The sequence below is a fragment of the Runella sp. CRIBMP genome (assembly GCF_009905605.1).
In the GTDB taxonomy this organism is placed as follows: Bacteria; Bacteroidota; Bacteroidia; order Cytophagales; family Spirosomataceae; genus Runella.
The window spans coordinates 153073-175990 of the sequence record NZ_JAAAKZ010000011.1 but is presented as its reverse complement, the minus strand read 5'-3'; the positions used below and the strand labels follow the sequence as shown (position 1 = coordinate 175990).

Below are 22918 nucleotides of genomic sequence, written 5' to 3'. Positions count from 1 at the left end.
TTTTGCAAAAAATATCGCAATATTTGCAAAACGTTATTAATATTTTTTATTACAGCAAAAATTGTAACAAATAAAGCTCTAAAAACAAATGCGTCCAGATTTGCTGACTGTTCCCCAAACAACTTACCGCTCGTTTGACATCCGACACGAAAAATTACCTTATTTTACAAACCCGTGGCATTTCCATCCTGAACTTGAACTCAATTTTATTGTCAACAGTACAGGAACCCGCTTCATCGGGCAAAGTGTCGAGCGTTTTGAAAGCGGCGAAATCGTGCTTTTGGGTAAGAACTTACCGCATTACTGGAAAAATGACGTTTCCCTGTCTCAGAATACCGCCTCGCCCCCGGCAGAAGCAATTATCGTACGATTTCCAGAAGATTTTGCGGGAGACCGGTTTTTCAAACTACCGGAAACCAAACACATAGAAGCTCTTTTTGAACGGGCTGTTTACGGGTTAAAACTTCTCGAACCACTGCGCATTAAAGTAGCCCAGCAATTACATCTGTTACCTGAAAAAGAAGGATTTGAGCAGTTGATGCTGTGGGTTGGTATCCTGGATACCATAGCCAAGTCTAAAGATACAAAAGTGATTTCTCCCAATTACATACCTATTTCGACACTTACTAAAAACAACGAACGAATGAATAAGGTAATAGCTCATTTGTTGGAACATTTTACCGAACCAATTTCTTTACAGGCAGTGGCAGAATTGGGAAGTATGCAAGAATCGGCTTTCTGTCGCTTCTTTAAAGCTCAAACCGGTCAAACCCTGAATCAATACATTACTAATCTGCGCATTCGTTATGCCTGCGAGTTACTTAGTAAAAGCAGAGATTCCGTAACTCAAATCGGTTTTAATGTAGGTTTTGAGAATGTCTCCCATTTTATCCATATTTTTAAAAAAGTGAAAGGGCAAACGCCGTTTGAGTTTCGCCAAAAAGTAGCAGGTAAACCGCAAAAATTATAATTATAACTTAGTAACCCGTAAACCAAACCCTTCATCTAATTCAAAATAAAGTAAAAATCCCCGCTGTTTAGATTCTTCTTCCGTTACTTCAATGTGCGATCGAATTGCAGAAAGTGAACGTAGCGATTCGGCATGGAAAGGAAACATACGGAAGAATTCTTTCATCATCCATTCCATATCAGTAATCATGTTAAACTGATTGATCAGGGCTGTACCTTGAAATTTGGCAACTAATTCACCATAATAAATCTTATTGGCTGCATTACTCAAAAGACGGTCGTAAAATTCATCCGCATGTTTTCGCAGACGGGTTTTATAATCGGCGGTTACCTGTTCAATGTATTTGTCCACATCTGTAATAGCTTCTCCCCTACCCTGTTTGGCTTTCTTTTCTTCCAATACCTTTAAATTCTTCTTTTCCCACACCCAAAACCGTATGCCCGTTACTCGCGGTTTCTTAGAATCCAGATTATTACCAAGCAATTCATATTTTACAAACAGATCAGTTTTCTCGTTTATCTCATGAATAGCGGGGTCAATTACGTTTTTTCTCAGGGAAGAAAACCGTGAGTAAACCGCTTTATTAAATCCCAGCTTTTCTTTAAAAGATTTTAAATCTACATCAATTGGACGGCCGTAGTTTTTCCAACTGCTGAAAAAAGGGAATAGCTTAATGGACCGGGTGGTTTGCAGCGCAAATACGTTTTTTTTGAAAAAGCTGAAGTTTTCGGTCTCTTTTACCTGCAAAATTTGCTTCGCCAAGTCATGCGAAATGTAGAGATCTATTTTTCCCGAATCGTGCTTATGCACACTTTGCGAAATAATCGGTACGATGATAGTTTCACGTCCTTCCACCCATTCCACCAGCGTAGTTTGTAACATTTTGATGGAGTCGATAAGGTACGAATAGCCAGAGGTATTGGTCGTTTGGATGCTTTTGAGGAAATCTTTGATTTCGAGTGTCAGCACGATATTAGAGTTTCGACTCAGATTTTCTAAATCTGATGGCTTAAGCCTTGAAGCAATTTCGTAAAACAGTTTGGGTGTATATACTTCGTTAATTTCGGCTTTTTTACTTTTTGAAAGCTGACGTATAAAGGTAGGCGTAGCAATAGGGTTATTCAGAATGACCACATCGGAATTATTCTGTAAGTCTTCTATGTATTCCGAATTGGTCTTCTTTGCCATAACGAGCCCATTTGATATAGAATTCAGGCAAACATAGAAAAAAAGTAAATGGACTCAAAATTTATTTACATTATAACTCCTAAAACACACTGATTATCAATACATTACACTCAATCATATAATGAATGAGTATACATTATGAACAATAATGTATATTACCTTGTATCAATTTACATTATCAGGTTTCAGTAACTTCAGATTACATGAATGAATATACATTTTATGCTGAGTTATCAACAATAAATACTATCTAATCATTTGAATATCAGTACAATACGAAGTTATCCACACATGAATGAATATACATTTTATCAGTTTTAGGTTTATACATGACTCAGCATACATTAACACATGACTCAGCATACATTTATACATGACTCAATATACATTTATACATGAATGAATATACATTTATACATGAATGAATATACATTTCCTTTTCTATAAAGTATTAAATATCAATTAATTACAGTCGTTTTCAGGGCTCCTAAAAAAGTATTTAAAAAAGTATTTAAAAACCTTTCTTAAAAAAGTATTTAAAAAAGCACTTTTTTGTTTTTTCTTATTATTTTCTTAATCAATGTGGAAATAATAAAATTTATTTGGATTCATTATTAGGCTTATTATAACTAAACATTTAGTTATAATAAGCCCAACTAAACATTAACCTTTATCAATAAATATTTTTATTTATTGATAAACATGAATAGATATACATTCTTAACATAAAAATAAAATGGGAAACTTATAAATAAAAAATGGAATTAATATTCTGATTTACAGTATGTTAACTGCTTATGACCCTCAATATAAGTGCTTATTTTTGATTTGTAAATAAACACTTAAACGCCTATCATAATGAATAAATCATCAAAAAATGCAGATAAATATCGACAAACTGGGATAAAATATGCTTCCCTGTTAAAACCCTAGCTTTAGAAAGTCTTTTGCCCGAAAACTATAAAGCAAAAGCTACTCCCCGATTCCCAATTCTCTGATTAAGTCCATTTCCGACGTGTGTTTAGGTCTTGACTATGAACTTAGTGTTCGGTACAGGTTACAGGGTGAGTTTTCGAGCGCAGCGGCGCACCGTTGGGATTGTCCTGCACGATTCGCTAATATTCGGCAAAACTGGTAATGACACGATTCACAAGCAATTAACTTTTACGAACTCCTACAAAAACTCCCTTTAACTATTCAGTGCCATGAGATGTGAGCAATAAAAAGTGCCGTTATACGGGTTTTGTATTAACGCCAAATATGCCGCAGCGGCGTACCGTTCAAATGAAATGATGGGTTGGGCACGCAATTTTATTTCATTGGATGATTACTTGCGCTGGCTCACCAACCGGATGCCTCCCAATGCCAGGGTAAAGGGTTTAGAAGAATGGTTGGAACAAAAAGATGAGGAACAATTCTTCCAGATTTTCTCGAACAAATGCTTCAACTTAGACAGGTTTCAAAAGTTTTAAGTTGGATTGGTTGGTATTTTTTCTCGAATCAAAAAAGAAAACAGCACTTCAAAGGTATACAATTTAATGACTGATTTGCAGGTAGCAGATGTGGAAAAAGCAACCGAAACTGTTCAGAAGGTTGGTATTCCTAAAAAGTTGATAACGGCCGCCTCAGAACGAATGGAATTAGAAAAGGGAATGTTGGAAAGTTCCGCCAATGTTTGGCTGCTGTACAATTCGGTCAATCACTCACTTTTTAATCAATCTACCTTAATGAGCGTGCAAGATTGATTTTATGCTGATGTAAGGGTGTTTCATGGTTTGCTGACTGAGTATCTTAACTAATAAGATATTTTAATATTCACCTATCTTAATATGAAAATAATTAGGGCTTTCTCAACTCTCTGATACTTTAAAAGGTAGCTTGTAAAATCAAGTTACTAAAATCGGGAATCAGGGGGCTATTGACAATACAAAACAATATGTCAGTGGAAGTTAATACTTACTTAAAAAAGATGAAATAGATATTTTAGTATTTAAGTATCTTTATATTAAGATAATAAACTATAAAATACTGAAGAAGACAATACGATTACCTACCCTTATAAAAAAAGTGTTTAAACTGGAGTTAATTTATTTCCGAAAAAGTAGGCAGGAAGCTCGCAGTGGCGCCCTTCCCAAAGCAGAGAAATCAAAAACACTAGTTGTACTTTATGACGAAAACGAGACTTTTAGATTCATCTGGCATGTAAGATTAAAAAATTTGAATACAGTCGCGAAATCTTTGATTAAGGCCACTTGCAGAATCTTAAAAGCATCCCGCTATCGTCGGGCTGTTATATGTCATACGATTGATATGGTTTTCAGAAAAGGGCTTGTTGGGAAGGTAATTCGCAATTAAAAACAAAACCGACTTGAGAATTGGGATTGCTAAACCCGATTTTGAATTCATACCCGACATCAATCCTGATTTATCCTTTTTGGTTTTTGAATCTGAGATTGAGTTTTTGTTATTTCATATTTAGATATTTTTCTATTTTAATAATAAGATACTGGTTTGTTACTCAATGACTTATAACGTTATGAGTTCACCAACTTTATACCTGATCAAAGGATCGAGGGGATACCTTCAAAATATGTTCAACTTCGCATTGAATACATTTTAAGGCAAAACGCACCAAAAACATTCAAGCTGGACACGCACATAGCCACTACTCTATTCAGTTGTCTGGCTTGAAATTCTTTGATCCAAATGCAATTATGGAGAAAGCTATAACTGCTAATCGAATGGTAGTTATTAGTTTGTAACTAATTGATTATCAATAAAATGTGTTCATCTTAATCATTAAAAATCGTATTTTTAATGATTAATCAAAGACAAGATATTATTTCATTTTTAATCATATCACTATGTCAGTAACAGCAATTTCTCCCGAAACTACCACAGTTTCAGCGGTTTTAACTTTAACTCAAAAACCCAACTAAGAATTGTTCCGTGATTTATTTGAAAAGTTGGTAGATGAAGACACAGTCGAGGAAACACTCAAACCAAAAATGGTTTATATTGAAGGAAGACCCAAGATATAAAGCTTTGATGGAAAAACGGGACGTTTCAATCTCGAAGGAAAAGAAGACTTAGGCACTGAATTCACGTTTAAACCTTTTTCATAGCGGCTTTTCAATGGTTGATTATTCTACAGTAAAGAGAGTTCCCAGTGGACGGTTGGCCGCTGCCGTTGAGTTCTTTTTTTTGAACGCTGATTTGTGTCTCAGCACGATCATGTTCAACAATTCGAACGGTCGCCCGCAGGCGTGCCATTAACTTCAAAGAAGCCCGTAGAAAAATCGTTTATCAAAGAAAGTAATTTGAAGACTTGAAATTTGTTCTCATATCTGAAAAGAATGATTATGAGGTAACACTAACTAACTGTAAAACGCAAAATGGCAACTACTTTGCCGCTACTTTTCAATTTGAGGAAGGTGATTTAACATTTCTGAAGTTGGTGCGAGACGTGGCAGAGCATACAAAGTTAATTGGGCTATTACCCTGACTACCTTCTTATCTTATTGGTTTCCAAAACATCTCAAAGTGGAAGCTGCAAGCGAAACAGTAGCAATAGTTGATCCAATACCATTTAAGAAGCACAAACCGTTTCAAAATCCGATTCAAAAAGATCGTCAGGAAAGTAAACCTGAACGAAGGCATGGCTTAATTGCTTTGCTCTTCGTTAGTTAGGAATCAAGGGGTAAAATCCAATGTAAACGAATGGTATTCAGAAAACTATGGTAAACGGTTGATTATCAGTTCAAATACCTAAATATCTAAATATTTAGGTATCTTTATAGTAAGCTAATTACCCAAAATGGGGCAGTGAACAGTACTATGTTTCATAATTAATCAATTTTAAAATGAGAAGTTTAAATTTAAAATTTCAACTATTACTCAGGCCTTTTCATTTCCGATTTTAGCTCAAATAGAATCAACTAAAAGTTGTACTATAAAAAATGCCGAGTCTATTGTGGGCTTTAGACATCATCTAACAGGCACTTTTAAAGGCTTTCAATTAGGATTGATTGAAAATCATTATTACAATCGAGATATAAGGGTATAGTTCAACTCACCCAAGTTGATTAGAGAGAATACGATCCTTCAAAGATTAGCAAGTGTAGGGATAAGGAAAAAAAATCATCGAATTGAGAAGTGGCCGTTCTGGCTTTTTTGGTAGGTCCGGTTTGGCGGGCAAGAGAAAAAACTGAGCGAATACCGTGTTATAAGTTTTGCAGTCAAAGGTAGGCAATCCCGATTTGTTGCAGGTCTTGAGTGTAATTCAGAAGCTGAAAAAGGGCCGATTGTTGTTGGTTTATATTACCGAGTCAATCCCCTATCACCGGCTGAGAAAAATTATGCCCTTGTTTCGTTCGGGTATCGCTTCTACGCTCGGATATTTCGATTAAAAAAATAAGCCAAATCGAAGCCCCGGCCGATTTGGTTGTGCCTATGAAAGCGAGGCTCTATGCAGCGGGAATCTGGGGGTAAACGTTAATAACCGAAAGAAAAATAGAAAAATATCTAAATAAAAAAATATTCAACTATTTTATCTTCCATAGCCTCCAATAAAAGCTCAAATTCAAATAACTCTGCTTTTCGTTCTTTACGGTTGGCAAAAATTTTTCTAAGTTTTGTTGAGCTTGGGTTAATGAGGCTTAAATTTCTTTATTGGAAAATAAGGAAAATTGTTGCTCAGAATCATTACTCGCAAACTTGGAATGTTCTTCAATCGGAAGAGTTGCTGGTTTTAGTTTCTTACCTAATAAGCTATTTTGATAGGAAACTATTTTAGTATCCAAGTCATCCAAGCGTGAGCTAACGATTAAGTCTTCTGTATATTTGAACGGACCCCCTTGTTTGGGTTGAAAGAATGTGAAGGTTTCGGGATTGGGTCTTTTTTACATAGTACATTTAGAAACTTTGAAAAAGCCGAAGAGCAGAGCCGCCCAAATTACAATTACTAATACGTAACCGACTAGGTATAAACTCAACGAAATTTGTAATATCATTTGGTTTTAGCTTGAAAATAACCTGCCATTTCTGCCAAAAAATCATCAGATCCGCTTTTTTCAACAGCCTTGGCATAAAGGAATTCTACATATTTCTGTCGCATCGGCGCTCCGAATCGAAATCTCAAAACCGTGCCGAAGTGCCAACGAGTATTTGAGCTGTAACCACTCCGAACGAAATGCTTATCCAATTTTAGTCCAATATGAAAAACTTTTTTGGATTTTGTTATTATAACAAACAGGCTGAAATTTGATTTTTGCGTTTGTCTGATAAACCGATACCCGGCGTTTTAGGATCTCATCGTCAAAGTCCATTTCTGAGATAGCAGAAGGGGTTTGGCTTTCTTTTTTCTTTTGTTTGGTTAATCCTGTTTTAGCATTTCGAGTAATTGTGGAATGGATATTTAACTATTTTGATAATTAGATAGCTTAATAACTTCCTCTGCAAATCGTACAATGCCATACATGTATTGTCTACCTTTGAATAGGATAGGGGACGAAACAGTCGTCCACATCTTGGCAGGGTCGAAGCCTGAACCATAACATTCAGTCGAGTTTAGAAAAAGTCAAATGAAATGCTTTTGGCTAAAAGTGTATGAGCAGGTAATGTGACTCGTTAGTTGTTGAAGAGTAAATGTACTATTTCAGTCAATCGAATTTTTAGGGTACATCCTATTTCTACAACCACTTTGTCACCGTAACCATGAATGAAGGCTTCAATAGGGTGTTGTTCTTTCGGCCCGGTTTGGAGTTGGTTTTTTTAAGGTCAGCTCCGTAGAAACCTTTAACCGTTCTATTTACTGTTTCTGTCAAAATCATGGTAGTGGTTTCTTAAGCCTCATTTTTAAGCAGGCCCTTGCTCACTGCTTTAATTTCCTTTTTTGTAATTTGAAATATTGAGCAGGTAATTGACCGCCGAAGGCTTTTTTGAGGGCTAGGTTAATGGCCATAACGGCAAGAATTGCCGCTGCTCATCGCCATATTTCAACGGTTATGCGTTTGATTTTACCTAGTTGCCAACGGGTATAGATACGAAGTCTGCCAATCAGTTACTTGAAACCTCATAATATACATGTAAAGGTAACAAACATTGAAAGAGTGTCGTGCTAGGGTTCGGTAAAATGTTAACCGATTCCAACCCTCAAAATCCGCTTTTCTTTGTCAAATTTACCGGTTGTCAAAATGTATACCCATTCATCATTGCAGTCAGCAAAAATGAAGAAACTCTATTTTAGAGTCGTTTCATCTGCTTAAAAAACACGGCCTACAAAGTCGCATCAATGGCTAAAATAAATAAGATGTCACCCATCCATCCCACAACAGCTTTTTGGGTATCCTAATCGCCATTTTGCCATTTACTGTAAATCTTACCCCCACCCATTAATCCTAGAATGGCCGCTATTACGAAAATAATTGTGGTTAAGGGAGTAAAATACGCCAGCAGGGCAGTGGCTTTTTGTTCAATGATCTGTGCATCCTGTTGGATCCTTGCATTATGTGCTTTGGCTGTGTTTAAAGCCACAAAGGTCAAAACAGGACTCTGTTGGAAATGAATCTAATTTTCATACGTACTTTTTATTTTGTTTGGTGAATAATTTTATTGTAAAATAAATCATAATATTTATTAGTTTTAATGTTAAAATAAATAAATTTATTTATTTGATAGTTTAATGTATGTTTATTCATGTCTAAATCAATGAATTCACCCTCTCATGTATTTATAAAATACCTATTTAGATATTTTAATATATTTATATTCAGATACGATTTTATTTTGATATTTTGGTATTTATAGGTTGATTTGCGCCGGAAAAAAATATCATAAAAAAAACGATGAAAGTAATAACCGTGGCACATCAGAAGGGGGGAGTAGGTAAAACCACCATAGCACTGAATCTTTCCTTTTTATTTAAAGATACGCTCAAAGTCGGTATTCTTGATACTGATTTACAGGGCAGTGTCGTTGGTTTGGGAGATTTGCTTGAAGGTATCACACTTGTGCCACAGGAAGTCCTTACTACAGGTGATGTACCTGAGTTAGACATCCTGATTATTGACACCCCACCTTACTTAACAGACCAACTTTCAACACTGTTTGAGATTTCAGACTTTGTATTGGTACCTACCAAGGTGAGTTATTTGGATGTCATGGCTATTAAAGCAACAATTGCTCTCATAGCCGAAGCTCAAAAACAAAACCCAGCGATGAAAGCAGGAATTGTGTTAAATATGGTAAAGCACCGAACAAGTGTAAATTCCGATATTAAACAAATTTTGGATGGCTATCCTATCCCGACCTTTAAAACAAAAATTATGGAACGGGTGAGTTACATTCGATCTGTTGTGGCAAATGGTGTAGGAAATATTGAAGACGAAAAGGCCCGGGAGGAAATGATGTCGTTGGCAGAAGAAATAGTTGGACAACTTTAACTGATAGAATGAAATGGCAGTAAGTAACGAATTCAAAAACCGTTTGGGCAAATTAAGTACAAAACTGGCGGAAGAGCCGGCTGCATTGCCCATGCAGAAAGTTGAACCCGTTCAGCAGGTCCAGAAGAAAATCGTGGAAGAGCCGGAAGAAGAAATAACGCAGTTTAACGTAAAAATCCCCGCTTCATTGATGAAAAAAATCAAACTGAAAGCGGTGGAACAAGATATAAATATCAAAGATATGGTAGCGCAGATTTTGATTGAGTATTTTAAGAACGGGTAGACAATGAAGTTGGAGTAGGGGAAATACGATTCGGAAATTGATTACCCGAGATTGGGATCTTAGATTACGAAGCACTTGCCTTCTATGTACGTTATCTTTCTCGATGAGTGCAAGCAGTCCTAGATTTAAATCTACTACCAGTATTGAATGTTATAATAATTCATAAAGTTATTTTAACTTTATATAATTAAATATTTTTATTATTTTAAGCCCCAAATTAAACGAATGTTTTAAATGTCGGGGTTGACTTGCAAAGAAAAGGAAGGATTTGCTCAGGGGGTAGAGCTACTGCTGATTATTGGAATTCCGTTGTTGGTGTTTCACTTTTTTTGGTTTTGCCACGAGATTATTGCCCGAGAATTACCCATCCGAAGCTTTATTTATACTTTTTTGAACAAACTTCAAAGGCAATTCGGTTTGTATGACATCCCTCTCATTTCCAAAATTCTGGCATACTTCCTGATTTTTATGTACCCACTTGGCTCGAAAGGAAAAATCGACACCAATGTAAAACTGCAAAAAATTATGGCTGATGCAGCCGTGGGGAAAGTTTTATTCATGGGTTCAATATTTCTGCTCTATCTGAAAGCAGCCTTTTCGCCCATTCTGGCAGAAGCAAGGCGAGTTTTTTCATGAGTCGGCCATTAACTTTCTGACTTCGGTGATTTGGTACATGCGAACGGTCTGTATGAAGTATCGTTAATAGGTCGAGCGGGAAAAACAAAAAAACAAAGGTGAGCAAAGTCCTAAACTATTAATGGATTTTAAGCGTTTGAGTCAAATTTGTACGTTTCCGATTGAATTTACAAATCGTCGTTATGATGAGACGTTCAAGATAATGGAGCAATATCCCGAAGTGAAAATTTATGTCTGTCCTTATATTAATGCCAAAGCATGCGGAGCGAAATAACGGAATATGGCATCACCGCCGTTTTGGCGGTCCGAAACCTTTAAATAATCTTCCACTTTGAAAATTTATAACAAATGAATCCACGAGGAAGACCTAAGTTAGCTGCTGATGAAAAAGGCAGCTATAACCCTATTTTAGTAGGAGAAGATGTATTGAAGACCTTACAGATATCTTCTGAAAAACCCGAGGAGCAGTCGGAATTGCAAGCCAAACTGACAATTATCAAAAATCATCCCGAGGCAAGTGAATACTACTGGAAATTGGTATTTACCTATTCGTTTTTTGTCTATAAAAACCGGCGCATGACCGATGCTATTTTTGAGCGGGCTGATACGGCCACCCTCGAAAATATCAGAAAAATGAACCTTAAACAGTTGGCGGAGATTGTAAATATTGAGTATCATAACTTCAAAAATATGTACTCCGGCCGGGGGAATGCCAAAAATCTGTTGCAGTATCAGTCATTTTTGTATGAGAACGGAGTGAATTTTATTTCATTACAATACACCGATACCCTCATCAATAAGGCATACTCCTACTATCAACTGCTGCATAGTGATAAATATACGGGTGAAGAATTGAAGAACCTATTTTTCTGATTTTCGTACCCAGGCATTCTGAATGCATATTTAATCACTTCAACCGAGATTCATAAGCAGTTAAGTACGTGGATTTGGCAGCATCGCTTAACCAGGAGTTTTGCGTCAAAGTCCGAACTTTACCGTAGTCTTTCTGAAAAAGGAACAAATTTTGGAGAACGCGTTTTTCGGTAATACCAATACGGGATTTAAATACCAGAAAATCATCGAAAGCATAAAAAGTATAGGCAATGTAACCTTCTGTATCATAATTATAACTTAATAGTCCGTCTTTTAACACCATGTTCAAAAAGATGATGAAATAAATGAATTCTTTGAGATTTAATCGCTCAATTCGTTTATTACCCCTCTTTCCTAATGAAGTACGGTATCTGCCGCAATTTGGGTACAAGTAAGTAATGGGAAAAACAATAATAATATTTTCAATATATATTTAATCATATGAGCAGAAATAAATAAGATATTTTATTAAAGCGACTTAACTTACTTTGTAATTGAAAAATAAGTTGAGTCATTTTTCAACTGACAATCCAGAACTATTGAAGATGTTATCACTAGACGAATTAACGAATAGGTACGGGGCAGAACGAATTAATTTAGCAATTCAGCCGCTTTACATTGCTGATGGTGAAGAGCCGCTTGACCCGGGTAGATATGTGATAAACGCTTCCGTCAACGACGCTGAATTATGGGAATCACTGACCAATGACGAACAAAATCTGCTGTACACAGCCCATTTAGATACGCTTTTCGATACCAAGGATCTTTTAAATTCACTATTTGATATTAATGAACCCGAAGGTGGGTTTGAGATTCCGGATTAACCTCTAAGCGACTGCTATGCAAGATGTCAAAAACCGAGCTTCAAGAGAGCAATTAGCCATTCTCCGTCACCTAAACAAAGAAGCGGTTCGTTACATTGCTTTTGGTGATTTTGCTTTAAATGGCATAGATAATACCCGCACTATTGGAAATGTTCAACTCTGGATTGAGCCTACACCCGATAATGTTGAAAAGTGTAATAAGGCAATCAAAAATATGTATGGAGCCAGAAGTATTACACAATTACCCCAAAGTATTGTTACCAATCCTGAAGCAAAAAGAACGTTGACATTGGGCAGTGGAGAGGTTCGGGTCGCTGTCTACCCTGCCATCAGTGGTTTTCATCCTGCTGAGTTTAATGATTTATATCAAAGGGGCGAAAAAAGCCGAGCCTATTTGCCGAGCCAAACGGGTAAGTTAGATGGTTCTGTTGGGTATAAGCAGTTAAATATGAGTGATTTATATCATAATATTCGAGAATCAAAGTCGGTACATAAGGCATGGAATCTGGAAACCATTGAGCGATTTGCCGCTAAAAATGACTTGAATCTGAAGAAACCTGATGGCAGCGAAATTACCGAACGGGATAAAATAGCCATATCACTCCAAACCCAACGAAAAGGCGGACGTTTGACCCGAGATATGAAACAAATAAAACAGGACTTAGATTTGGAAATAGTTCTGCAACACTACGGTTATCAGTTGGATAAGAAAAAATCGCGGCCCAATGATGCCTGGCGGTTGTACGAAACTGGAATCAAGGGTGATAAGCATCGCCTAGCAGTAGCAGCTGTTAAGGATTATGGAATGAAGTTCTTTGTGGACTTGAATGACCCGCAATTCAAAGGCGATATTTTTAAGTTTATGGAATGTATGGAGCATGGTAATTATCGCCATATTTTTCAGACGATTGACTCGATTATGATGCAGGATGGCTTCGCTGAAAAGAAGCGTATGGTTGAGCCGATGATTGAAGTCCCTGCCAATTATTTTCTGAAAGATACGCTCCTCCGTGAGCAGGATTTGTACAGCAAATATCAGATTGTCCCGCTGACGGATACAGACTTTTTGGAAGGGCGAAGTATTTCAAAAGAGGTGCTTTTTTCAAAAGAGTTTGAGGGACGGATCAAAAACGTGTCCTTTGATACAGGTGTGATTCGGTACGTGAACACGGCGTTTCCTATGTATGCCCGTGACGGAAATATTGCGTCAATGGATATTAGGAGTACGGCCTACAAAGCCTTTCCCGAAGGGGAAAGAGGAGAGGCACTTTGGCATTCTAATCGGTTTTTTGAGGCCAAGGAAGCGATTACAGGTGAAAATGGACAGGAAATTCCACAATGCACAATTGGTACGATTTATCGCCAGGATGGTAAAAGTGCAGTGTTTATGTATCAAGACTCAGGTGAAGAAAAGCGTGCTATTTTACCCATTGAAAAGGCAAAAACAGGGTTTTATGAAATTCCTGTACAGCGGATTATAATTTTGGAATCAGCCATTGATGCGATTTCGTTAAAACAATTGAATCCTGAACAAGCCAATGAACGACGTTTTTATGTGGCAACAGGCGGGCAGCCTGGCGGAAAACAGTTAACTTTTTTGCAGGAAATCTTGAATCGAAATCCGCAAGCACAATTGGTGATTGCTCAGGATGGCGACAATGCTGGGCTACGGTTTGCGGTAAATTATCTGGGCTTGGCCCACCCGTCAGAGAACCCCGAAATGAAGATCAAACCTTACCTTACTTATTCTTCGCCTTCCAACCAGCAAATAAGAAAAACGGAAGGAAATACCGAAAATTACGAATCAGTGGGAACGAATCGGTTGAACTTGGAACTCCGTTATCCATTAGCTTTAGGGGCGAGAAAAGCGAAGGAATTAAACGAGGGCTTTATAAAGGATTTAGTGGAAGATATGAACTTGTTTGTGAATAGATATAGCACTGATTTGAACGATAAAGAAAAAAAAATCAATGAGTTTCAGAGGGAAACGATGATCGACGAAAGCATGAAATTAATGATTACCCGTACCGTTATTCATTTTCCGAATGATTCTAAGCTATTAACAAAAGTACTGAATCGTATTAGTGATGAAATTGAAAAACGGCAAGGGCAAAAACTTTTTAAAATTGTTCGCCCCACGCTTCAGCAAAAAGATTTTAACGATGTGTTGAGAGAGCGTAACGGTCAGGCGTTACCACCTTCCCATAATCTTATACTAGGCGAACCTCCCATAATTAGGCCTTATCAAGAAGTTCAAAAAATAAAAAATACTGAATCACAGGGGTTTATAGATAGAAAGAACAGGATTGATTTTTGAGAAAAATGTTTGGACTATGCGACTTCACTATTGTTGCTATTGCATAGTCCAAACGTTTACGATATTGTATCATCATAAGATTGGATATCCAATAAATACTTCATCCCCGCTGGGTTCTTATCAATGGTCTCAAAAACCTCCTGTGCCTCAGCCAACGGAGAGATTTGGGTAATCATTTTTTCCAACGGCAATGTCCCAGAAGCCGCTAAGGCTATGGCTGCTTCAAAGTCTTCGGGCTCGTACACGCGGGCTCCGATGAGCTTTAATTCACGCCAGAAAAAGCGAAACAAATCCACCGCTTTGGGCTCAGAATGAATGGCTACCATTACAATCCGACCGCGTACGCGCGGAAGCTGCGTCATGGTACTTACTCCCGCCTGAACGCCCGATACTTCAAAAACCACATCGGCCATGGCGCCGTGGGTAAATTCTTCCACGGCTTTTACAATGTCTTTTTCCAAAGGATTAATGGCTTGAATACCAAGCGATTCAATAAAGGCGATACGATTAACATTCACTTCCGAAATCAATACATTTGCCCCTTTCTCACGAGCCACCAACGCAATCAATAGACCGATAGGGCCACCACCGATGACCACGGCATTTTCACCTAGTTTGAGTTCTCCGAGTCGCACATCGTGACAAGCTACGGCCAAGGGTTCAATCATGGCACCGAGGGTCAGGGGGAGGTTTTCAGGAAGACGGTGTAAGGTAAATGCGGGTACATTCCAATATTGCTGCATTCCGCCGGCGGAGTCGATGCCGATGAATTTGAGGTGCTGACCAATGTGCCGAAAGCCATTGTCGGCCGCTACTTCAGGACCCGGATTAAGGGGACGCACGGTGATTTTATCCCCGATTTGCCAATCCGTTACACCTTCACCGATTGCATCAATGATTCCCGATACTTCGTGGCCGATGATTTGCGGCGGTTTGACCCGGGCGTCCATTTTTCCGTGATAAATGTGTACGTCCGTTCCGCATACGCCGGCATACGCCATTTTGAGTCGTACTTCTCCTTCTTTTAAAGGTTGCGTTTCGACCGTTTTAAGGGTGAAGGAATGGTTTCCTTCGTAAAAAAGTGCCTTCATATTGTTTCCTTGATTTTGAATTTAGCTATAAATACCCCCTGACCCCCGAAAACGGCGAGCCCAAAAAGGAAGTGAAAAAATGATTTTTGTTATTTTTATTGCCCTTTTAAGAAGCGTTGAAGGGTAGTCTTTCCAGCAATTGCAGCATATTCCCTTCCGGGTCAAAAAAATTACGCACGCGTCCGCCGCCGATGGCATTCGTAAGGTCACCGCCCCATCGAACATTGAACTGCTCCAAATAAGTGATTGCCGCTTCAATGTCACTCACGCGCAGCGCCAAATGTGACCAACCTGGCGTCCAAGTAGTGCGACTGTGGCGCAGCGTTTCGTCCTTTGGCATAATTTCGAGTAAGGTATCATCGGGAGCTTTGAGCATCCATACTGTTTTTGACTTTTGAAACAGAAACCAACGCTCATATCCAAGTACATCGCAGTACCAATCAGCCAAGGCAACAACGTCGTCAGCGGCTACGGCGGGGTGGTCGATACCCATTAAACCCAGTGCCTGAGGACTATTAAGTATTTGTTCTGCCATCTTTATTTTCGATTCAGTTCGAAGATATCACCCTTTTTTTGAACATTCCATTGCCAGTCGTGTCCCGAAATCAGGGAAAAGGAGTTGGCCTTTTCATCATTCAATTGCAAGGACCATTTTCGGGTATCACTTTTTAAAGTGTAGCGGTTCTCGTTTACTTCCAATTGCCATTTTTCCAGCAAATTAGGCTCATCTAAAGCAATGACGTGAATGACAGTGCGCGCTTTACTTTTTTCCTTTTCGGTAAAGCGAAACAATAAACTGTCGCCCGAACGCCCTTCGCCCAATTGATTTGGTTCGGGATGATAAGCATCGTGGAGAAATCCGTATACCGGAAAAGACCATGAGCCGTTACCACCATGAAAGAGCTTCATCCCTGCTTCATTTTTTTTTACCATCAAACAGTTATTTGCTTTTTGCCAAACTGCCTTTTGGTCCCGATTATTCACCACCCAATTCCAAAGGTTTGTGACAGGCTCATCGGCAGATATTCGGTCAATAATGAATAAAACGTGGCTACCGGCCAACACCCAAAAACGGGAAAATTCCTGAATAGGCTGTCCGTAAGCCTTACCTACTTCAGCCCCCACAACCGAAACCACGTCGTCTTGGGCACAAATCAGGCGTTTATCTCCTCGGCTGATTTTATCGCCCGCAACTCCGTTGAGAATTGTCCGACGGGGAGACACACTTTTTTGTTCCAACAAAGAAGCCTTGGCTAAGTCTTCCTGCAAGCCCAAAGATTCTTTTTCAATGAGAAAAGTGCAGGTGTTGTGGGTCTGGGAACTGCTTTCCAGGCCGTGAATTAGGTTTCGATAGCAACTGTGCCCTGGGTCAGCCAAAAGGCGTTCGTTGTTATGAACAAGTATAAAGCTGTTTAAATCGCCGTGTAAATGACCCAGTCCGTTTAAAGGCTCGCTGCCGCCGTTAACGGCTATGATGGTTTTGCCGTCCCAAGCGTCACGGATAAAAGCATTTCCGTTTGAAAATGAGGCAGTTATCGGCAAATTAGCTTCTTCAGGCGAAATGCTTTGAGCAGGATAAGTAAGTAATGGTAAAGTTAAAAAACCCCAGTCGTTTCGCATCCCTAACATGGCAAGATCGTGCGGGCCTTGGGTAGGAGAGGAGGCGTAGTAGGTATCAAAAAGCCACTTTGCCAATCCTTTTTCGGTTTCATTTTCACTGCGGGCGGCAATGTGCAGCAAAACATCGCCCGAAGGTCTGAATATAGCGGCACTGTCGTTGAAATTGGCGGCTCTGGCGAGTGGTTCATCGCCCCAACCGTGCAGGGGTTTGGCGTAGAACATGGATGTGGCAAACCAAGTGATAGAGGAATGACGATTTACCAATGACGCATGACGATTGGGATACTTTCTTATTATGGCTTCTTTGGCGAAGGTTAACGCCAAAACCAAATAGTTGCCGTACTGTAAAGATTCGCCGTATGATCCATCGTCTTGAAGGGCCTGTTGGCAAATGTCGAGTTCGGGTAATAATTCTTTCAGCGTTTCTTCGTCTTCTAAGACTACGGCTGAAACCAGTGCACCGCTAACCAGAATGCTGCGCCAATTTGCCAAATGATTGTTTTTTTGAATCCATCTTCGGCAGAGCGTAATGCCTTTTTCCTGCAAGGCAGTTTTGATTTCCCGTTGTTCGTTTTCAGTGAAAACATCTTTTGCTAAATCAACCACCGCCGAAACGCCCCAGCATAGGTGGGCCGTTTCCAAATGTCCGGTGAATGGCTCGGAATGATCTCGGAATTCGGGCCCGACCCACTCATATGCCGATTTTCGGACGATGGTGAGTGTTTCCGTCTTTAGCCATTGTGCCAATTCGGGCGAGGGTTTTAGGGCATAGCTCATGGCGGCATCCGAAAGGTATTCCGCTGCCGAATGCCACCAAATCGTGGTGGCGTTGTGCCCCAATAAATTGCCCCACGTTACCCGTTCGTACACGCGTTCCTGCAAAGCGTGGTAAAAAGTATTGAGCAAGGAATCGCTTTCGGTAATTCCGTTGATTATCAAAGCATTTTCTGTATCGTTTAAAAAAATAGGCATTCTAAAAATATCCTCCGTTTTTGACTACATCCGTGGGTTTCATGCCACTTTCTACCATTTCTCTGATTTCATCTTCCTTAAACAAAAGCTTCTCGGCGGCAATCAGCACGTCGAAGGCGATGTTTTGCGGAATTGAAATGACCCCGTCAATATCCCCAAAAACCCAGTCGCCAGGCTTGACGATTACTTCACCCATTAAAATGGGTTTAAGGTAATGGTACATCCTGAAACGCCCCAACATGCCGGTGTTGGACTTGAATTGATGAAAAACGGGAAAGCCCAAATCCAGAATGGCCTGGGTATCCCGAATACCGTTGATCACGGCTCCGCGACAGCCGATCTTCATGGCCGCCATGGTCATTACTTCGCCCCATTGCGAGGTGACGGTATCGCCAGTGCAGTCCCATACCACCACAGAATCTTCGTGCAGGGCTTCGAGCATTTCGGCACGCATCTCAAATTCACCCTCAGTGGTGATATCAGGGCCGCCTTTGACGGTAAAGGCCAAGCCTGCCAGTTTCATTTTTTCGCGTAATGGCGCAAAACACGAAGGCAAACTCGTGGCGTGCATTTGGTAATTGAAACGAAGCACGTCGTTGACCGCTCCAGTGTAAAGTTTCAGATAGCGCTCTCTCATTTCAGCCACCGGAATGGGGAAGGGGCTTTTTTGGGTATGTCCGTTCGTGTTCATTATGCTAAAAATTTCATATTATCAAAATTGATTTCCCGAATCAGCACATATTCCGGCTGACTCAATACAAAGACAATGACCCGGGCTACATCTTCCGGTTTTAGGAATTTTTCACGCGGCACCTGACGGTCACCCCAATAATTGCTGTCGGTCGGGCCGGGATTGATGTCGGTTACTTTGATGCCGAGTTTCAGTACTTGGTCGGCTAGGCCGCTGTTCAGCCCCCTTGCCCCAAATTTGGATGCGCAATAAACGGGTGCGTTAGGATTTGTGCGTTTACCGGCCATGGATATCACCGTCAGAATGTGTCCCGCTTTGTTGGCTTTCATTATTTTCAGGGCTTCACGGTTACAGAGAAACACTCCGCGCACGTTCACGTTCATCATTTGTTCAAACGTATCGAGGTCGGTGGTGGAAAGGTCGGTGGTCAAAACGCCCATGCCGGCATTGTTGAGTAGGGCATCGACCGTGCCGAAGGCTTCGACACAAGCCGCAAAGCCCTCAATCACATCTTCTTCAACGCTGACATCGCCCTTGAAAGAGCGCAAATTTTCGTGCATAACTTCGTCGGATAATTGGTGTGTCCGACTGAAATCAAACACCTTGGCACCGGCTTCCAGCAGCATGAGCGCCGTGGCTTTTCCAATTCCGCTGGAAGCGCCGGTGATGAAAACTACTTTGTTTGGTAAATAAGACATATTAAATCAATTGTTAAATTCGAATTTTATGTGCTGTTATCCTTTTAATGAACTTGACCTACCTGCTTTTGGGTAGGTTCTTTCTTCTTCTTTTTAAACAAAAAGAATGATGTAATCAAGCAGAGCAGACCCGCTGTGATGGCCATTTTTCCGCTGTAAACGCCCACAGAAGGACTGCCGATAACCACAAAAAGAAGGCCCGTGCCGGCCAAAGCAACGCCATATAACCGTTGCAGAATCGGTTGCATCGCATTCACAGTTGCATTTTTTACTTTTGAAATCGGAATCTCTAATTTAGAAAAAAAAGCCGCGACACGTTGGTTGTAGGCCACGTCATTGCTTTTGATAAATCCTGATAGCCAGAAGATTAGGAAACAAACGACCATTTCGATTAACGTGGCTATTTCCCAGGTTAAAGATGAAAAACCATTCAATACCAAACCTACAATTACGCCGCCCACTACGGCACCCATGGCCCCGATTGGGTTGGGCTTGTGCATAAGAATTCCAAACACCAGCGGAATCACCATAGGTATGGCAAAAAGTCCCGTAAATAGTTTGTTGGCTTCAAAAGCCCCGCCAAATCCACCGACAAACAGGGCCCCGCCGGTTACCATTAATCCGAGGGCAATGGTCGAAATTCGGCCCATCAATAGAAGTTGTTTGGAGGTGGCATTGGGGTTGAAGAGTCGTTTGTAAATATCACTTGTAATCACGCTGGCGGTCACGTTGTATTCGGCACTCAAAGTGGACATGGTAGCGGCAAACATGGCCGAGATCATCAATCCCATCAATCCCTGAGGCAATAACTTTAAGCAAATGCTCACGTACGCCATTTCAGGGTCTTTTAATTCGGGGATAACAACCCGCGCGGCAATAGCGGGCAATAAAAAGATAATGGGAAATATCAAAAACAAAGCCGCTGACAACCAGCCCGTTTTGCGCGCATCCGATTCCGTTTCGGCGCTGTAAAACCGCTGCATAAATGCCCAGTTGCCGCAAAATTTTATCAAAACCATGATGTAATATACCATCAAGTAAGTGGGTTGACCTTTGGGGCCGTTGGTAAAGGTCATGTGTGCGGGCAGTTGTACACTTAAATTGGAAAAGCCCCCCGCAGCTTGCAACGATAGCGGCAATAAAATAATCGTTGCCAATCCTAAAATGATACACTGCACTACGTCAGTCACGACCACTGCCCACAGACCTCCGGCAACAGTATAGAGCAACACCACGAGGCCGCAGGAGAGAATGGCGGTTTCGAGCGAAATTTGGGTGGCCGTTGCCACAAAAAGTCCGATGGCGTAGAGTTTGATCATCTCATCCAACACCTTAAAACCCACTCCTCCCCACGAAAGCAGCTGTCGGACGGGGGCGTTGAATCGGGTTTCCAGAAATTCAACCGGACTCATGATACCTGCCCGTTGCCAGCGTTTGGCCAGTACCAAGGCTGCAAAAACCGAAGGCGGAACCGAGCACCAAATCACGGTCAACGCCACCAAACCATGTGTGTAGGCGATGCCCGCATACGCTACAAAAATAGACGTACTGAACATGGTCATGAAATTGCTGACGCCGTTGGCCACCCACGAAACCGAATTGCCGCCTTTGAAATAATCATTGATGTTTTTGACGAACCGGCCAAGATAAAGCCCGATCCCGGACACCATGACCATGTAAAGTAAAATGGCAACGTAATCGAGGGTTTGTAGTTTGTTCATTATAAGGTATTTAAAAATTAGTCAAAGTGTAAAAAGTCTATGTTTTCTATGTTCCTATGTGGTGGTAAAATGGGCTAAAAAGCCTAAGGTATAGGGTGAAATAACTCGAAATCCGTTTTGTTGCAGGGTATCGCCGCCTTTGTTTACTTGGGCGGTACCGTGCAAAAAGCCATCGGGTGTCATGTACGACAACAACCCTTTTTGAGCCTTTAAGGCAGCTTCTTTTACATTTTGATTGAGCAAACCGTTTTGGTATCCGTATGTTAAAGCGGCGGCAATCCCCGCAGTTCCGGAGGTTTCCAAGCCTGTTTTGGGCATATGAAAAAAGCAGTACCACAACCCGTTGGATTGTTGGTAACTCATCACTTTTTCAACTGCATTTTGAAAAGAAATTTTCAATGCTTCTTTTTCGGTACTTTGGGGTAAATGCACTAACGTTTTTACCAATCCCAACAGGTACCAAGCCACGCCACGGCTCCAATTTTCAAAGAAAAGCTCCCCTTGCTCAGTACCTCGCTGATAAATACGTGTTCCTTTTTCAAGTATAGATATTCTTGATTGTAACGTTTTGATGGCGAGTTGTGCCAAATCGGGACGGTTCAGGGTTTTTGCCAACACTGCCAACGGATAACTGACCGTATAACATTCTTCGGTTTTTACCATTCTATTATTCCCCGTTCCGTCGGCAATGACGCCTTCAACGTTGGCGTGTGCTTCACAAAATTCAATGGCCGTTTTTAACAGCGGGTGAGTTGGGTTAGTTTGGGCTAAAATGGCAAAGGGCAAAATGGACTCGACCGTATGGATTTTTTCGACAGTTTTTACATTGTTTAAATTGCAGTACACCAAGCTGTTATTGGCAAAATACAAGTCCAATTGTTGGGTTAAAACAGCTTTTGCTTTCACAGATTTTTTGCTCATTTCGAGAAGTCCATCCCACACGATGCCCTGCTGCCAACCAAACGTTTGCAGCGATTCGAACGATAATAAACGGTCTTTCCAGCGGTCCGACGATTCGGCTTCTTTGTTTGTTCCTTTTTCGTAAACCAGCAAATGTGGCAAATAGGCTTTCGGGGCAGTTTTCGCTGAATGATTGTTTTTAAAAAACCAAAAAGGTTTGGTGCCCTTTGCCATTTTTAATGTGATTCCCTCGTCAAAAACAGCTTGTAGGTATTCTTGAGGAATTTGCAACTCAAACGGCTGCAACAACGCCGCAAATCGCATATCCCAATCGGCTATTTTTTTGCCTGTTTTGGCGGTGCTTACTTCCAAAACTAAGACTTCCCGCACGTCAGTAGCACTGGTAATACGTAAGGAAGCAAACTGATTTTTAGAGGAAAGCGGCTGATTCCAATTTAGTTTTATACCTTCATGCCCAGCCGAAATTTCTGAAAATGACCAATCAAAAGCGATGTATTTATCAGTTGGTAAAATGGCTTCTTCCTCCGTGACTTTTGCCAATAAATAACTGTATGCCGCATTTACTGCCCAATTTTCAAAAGGGGAAGTCGTAGCGAGCAGCGTTGCAGTTTTCAGCATTTGGCGACGGGAGTAAAGCATTTTTAAAATCAATTTTAATACGAAAGGTCAAC

At 40.3% G+C, this 22918-nt stretch carries 20 protein-coding genes; 10 read left to right on the top strand and 10 right to left on the bottom strand.

Annotation, left to right across the window (positions count from 1 at the left end):
- Positions 1–88: 88 nt before the first annotated feature.
- Positions 89–970, top strand: a complete 882-nt coding sequence (locus tag GVN20_RS21820) for an AraC family transcriptional regulator (protein WP_166560387.1) — start codon at positions 89–91, stop codon at positions 968–970.
- On the opposite strand, the gene GVN20_RS21815 is transcribed toward GVN20_RS21820, so the two are convergent.
- Entirely contained in the window at positions 971–2158 is a 1188-nt protein-coding gene (locus GVN20_RS21815; protein WP_166560386.1) for a replication initiation protein, read from the bottom strand.
- A 1226-nt stretch (positions 2159–3384) separates the two neighbouring features.
- Here GVN20_RS21815 and GVN20_RS21810 point away from each other — a divergent pair.
- From GVN20_RS21810 to GVN20_RS21800, 3 genes are all read left to right on the top strand, one after another.
- Positions 3385–3630 (top strand): hypothetical protein, encoded by a 246-nt coding sequence (locus GVN20_RS21810; RefSeq protein WP_166560385.1) that lies wholly within the window; start codon positions 3385–3387, stop codon positions 3628–3630.
- A gap of 66 nt (positions 3631–3696) precedes the next feature.
- The gene (locus GVN20_RS21805; RefSeq protein ID WP_166560384.1) at positions 3697–3903 is read left to right on the top strand and encodes a hypothetical protein; all 207 of its coding nucleotides are present in this window, start codon (positions 3697–3699) and stop codon (positions 3901–3903) included.
- A gap of 2487 nt (positions 3904–6390) precedes the next feature.
- Positions 6391–6567 carry a hypothetical protein gene (locus GVN20_RS21800; RefSeq protein ID WP_166560383.1) on the top strand — a complete coding sequence of 59 codons (177 nt, stop codon included), beginning with the start codon at positions 6391–6393 and terminating at the stop codon, positions 6565–6567.
- Positions 6568–8506: 1939 nt separating this feature from the next.
- Here GVN20_RS21800 and GVN20_RS30160 read toward each other — a convergent pair.
- On the bottom strand, positions 8507–8692 hold the full coding sequence (locus GVN20_RS30160; RefSeq protein ID WP_166560382.1) for a DUF4134 family protein: 186 nt from the start codon (positions 8690–8692) through the stop codon (positions 8507–8509).
- Positions 8693–9003: 311 nt separating this feature from the next.
- Here GVN20_RS30160 and GVN20_RS21790 point away from each other — a divergent pair, with 311 nt between their 5' ends.
- The 4 genes from GVN20_RS21790 to GVN20_RS21775 all read left to right on the top strand — a co-directional run bounded on the left by GVN20_RS21790 (position 9004) and on the right by GVN20_RS21775 (position 11392).
- Positions 9004–9600: a ParA family protein gene (locus GVN20_RS21790; protein ID WP_166560381.1), complete on the top strand. Its 597-nt coding sequence runs from the start codon at positions 9004–9006 to the stop codon at positions 9598–9600.
- A 13-nt stretch (positions 9601–9613) separates the two neighbouring features.
- Positions 9614–9883 carry a hypothetical protein gene (locus GVN20_RS21785; RefSeq protein ID WP_166560380.1) on the top strand — a complete coding sequence of 90 codons (270 nt, stop codon included), beginning with the start codon at positions 9614–9616 and terminating at the stop codon, positions 9881–9883.
- Positions 9884–10117: 234 nt separating this feature from the next.
- Positions 10118–10519, top strand: a complete 402-nt coding sequence (locus tag GVN20_RS21780) for a YWFCY domain-containing protein (protein ID WP_166560379.1) — start codon at positions 10118–10120, stop codon at positions 10517–10519.
- Positions 10520–10867: 348 nt separating this feature from the next.
- Positions 10868–11392, top strand: a complete 525-nt coding sequence (locus tag GVN20_RS21775; protein WP_166560378.1) for a hypothetical protein — start codon at positions 10868–10870, stop codon at positions 11390–11392.
- Positions 11393–11426: 34 nt separating this feature from the next.
- Here GVN20_RS21775 and GVN20_RS21770 read toward each other — a convergent pair whose 3' ends face one another.
- On the bottom strand, positions 11427–11675 hold the full coding sequence (locus tag GVN20_RS21770) for a hypothetical protein (RefSeq protein WP_206023341.1): 249 nt from the start codon (positions 11673–11675) through the stop codon (positions 11427–11429).
- 211 nt (positions 11676–11886) lie between these two features.
- Between GVN20_RS21770 and GVN20_RS21765 the strand changes: the two genes are divergently transcribed.
- Both GVN20_RS21765 and GVN20_RS21760 read left to right on the top strand, forming a co-directional pair.
- Positions 11887–12216 carry a hypothetical protein gene (locus GVN20_RS21765; RefSeq protein WP_229599146.1) on the top strand — a complete coding sequence of 110 codons (330 nt, stop codon included), beginning with the start codon at positions 11887–11889 and terminating at the stop codon, positions 12214–12216.
- Positions 12217–12232: 16 nt separating this feature from the next.
- The gene (locus tag GVN20_RS21760) at positions 12233–14533 is read left to right on the top strand and encodes a toprim domain-containing protein (RefSeq protein ID WP_166560377.1); all 2301 of its coding nucleotides are present in this window, start codon (positions 12233–12235) and stop codon (positions 14531–14533) included.
- A gap of 56 nt (positions 14534–14589) precedes the next feature.
- Here GVN20_RS21760 and GVN20_RS21755 read toward each other — a convergent pair whose 3' ends face one another.
- From GVN20_RS21755 to GVN20_RS21725, 7 genes are all read right to left on the bottom strand, one after another.
- A complete protein-coding gene (locus GVN20_RS21755) occupies positions 14590–15624 on the bottom strand; it encodes a zinc-binding dehydrogenase (protein ID WP_166560376.1) in 1035 nt (344 codons plus the stop codon).
- Between the two features lie 106 nt (positions 15625–15730).
- Complete coding sequence (locus GVN20_RS21750) at positions 15731–16159, bottom strand: VOC family protein (protein WP_166560375.1); 429 nt, start codon at positions 16157–16159, stop codon at positions 15731–15733.
- Between the two features lie 2 nt (positions 16160–16161).
- Positions 16162–18216: a heparinase II/III family protein gene (locus GVN20_RS21745; protein WP_166560374.1), complete on the bottom strand. Its 2055-nt coding sequence runs from the start codon at positions 18214–18216 to the stop codon at positions 16162–16164.
- Position 18217: 1 nt separating this feature from the next.
- Positions 18218–18907 (bottom strand): RraA family protein, encoded by a 690-nt coding sequence (locus GVN20_RS21740; protein WP_166560373.1) that lies wholly within the window; start codon positions 18905–18907, stop codon positions 18218–18220.
- Positions 18907–19605 carry an SDR family oxidoreductase gene (locus tag GVN20_RS21735; RefSeq protein WP_166560372.1) on the bottom strand — a complete coding sequence of 233 codons (699 nt, stop codon included), beginning with the start codon at positions 19603–19605 and terminating at the stop codon, positions 18907–18909. Before GVN20_RS21735 ends, GVN20_RS21740 begins: the two co-directional genes overlap by 1 nt.
- Before the next feature lie 44 nt (positions 19606–19649).
- Positions 19650–21326, bottom strand: coding sequence for a sodium:solute symporter family protein (locus GVN20_RS21730; protein ID WP_166560371.1), 1677 nt, complete (start codon positions 21324–21326; stop codon positions 19650–19652).
- A gap of 54 nt (positions 21327–21380) precedes the next feature.
- Complete coding sequence (locus tag GVN20_RS21725) at positions 21381–22865, bottom strand: glycoside hydrolase family 88 protein (protein ID WP_166560370.1); 1485 nt, start codon at positions 22863–22865, stop codon at positions 21381–21383.
- Positions 22866–22918: the final 53 nt, after the last annotated feature.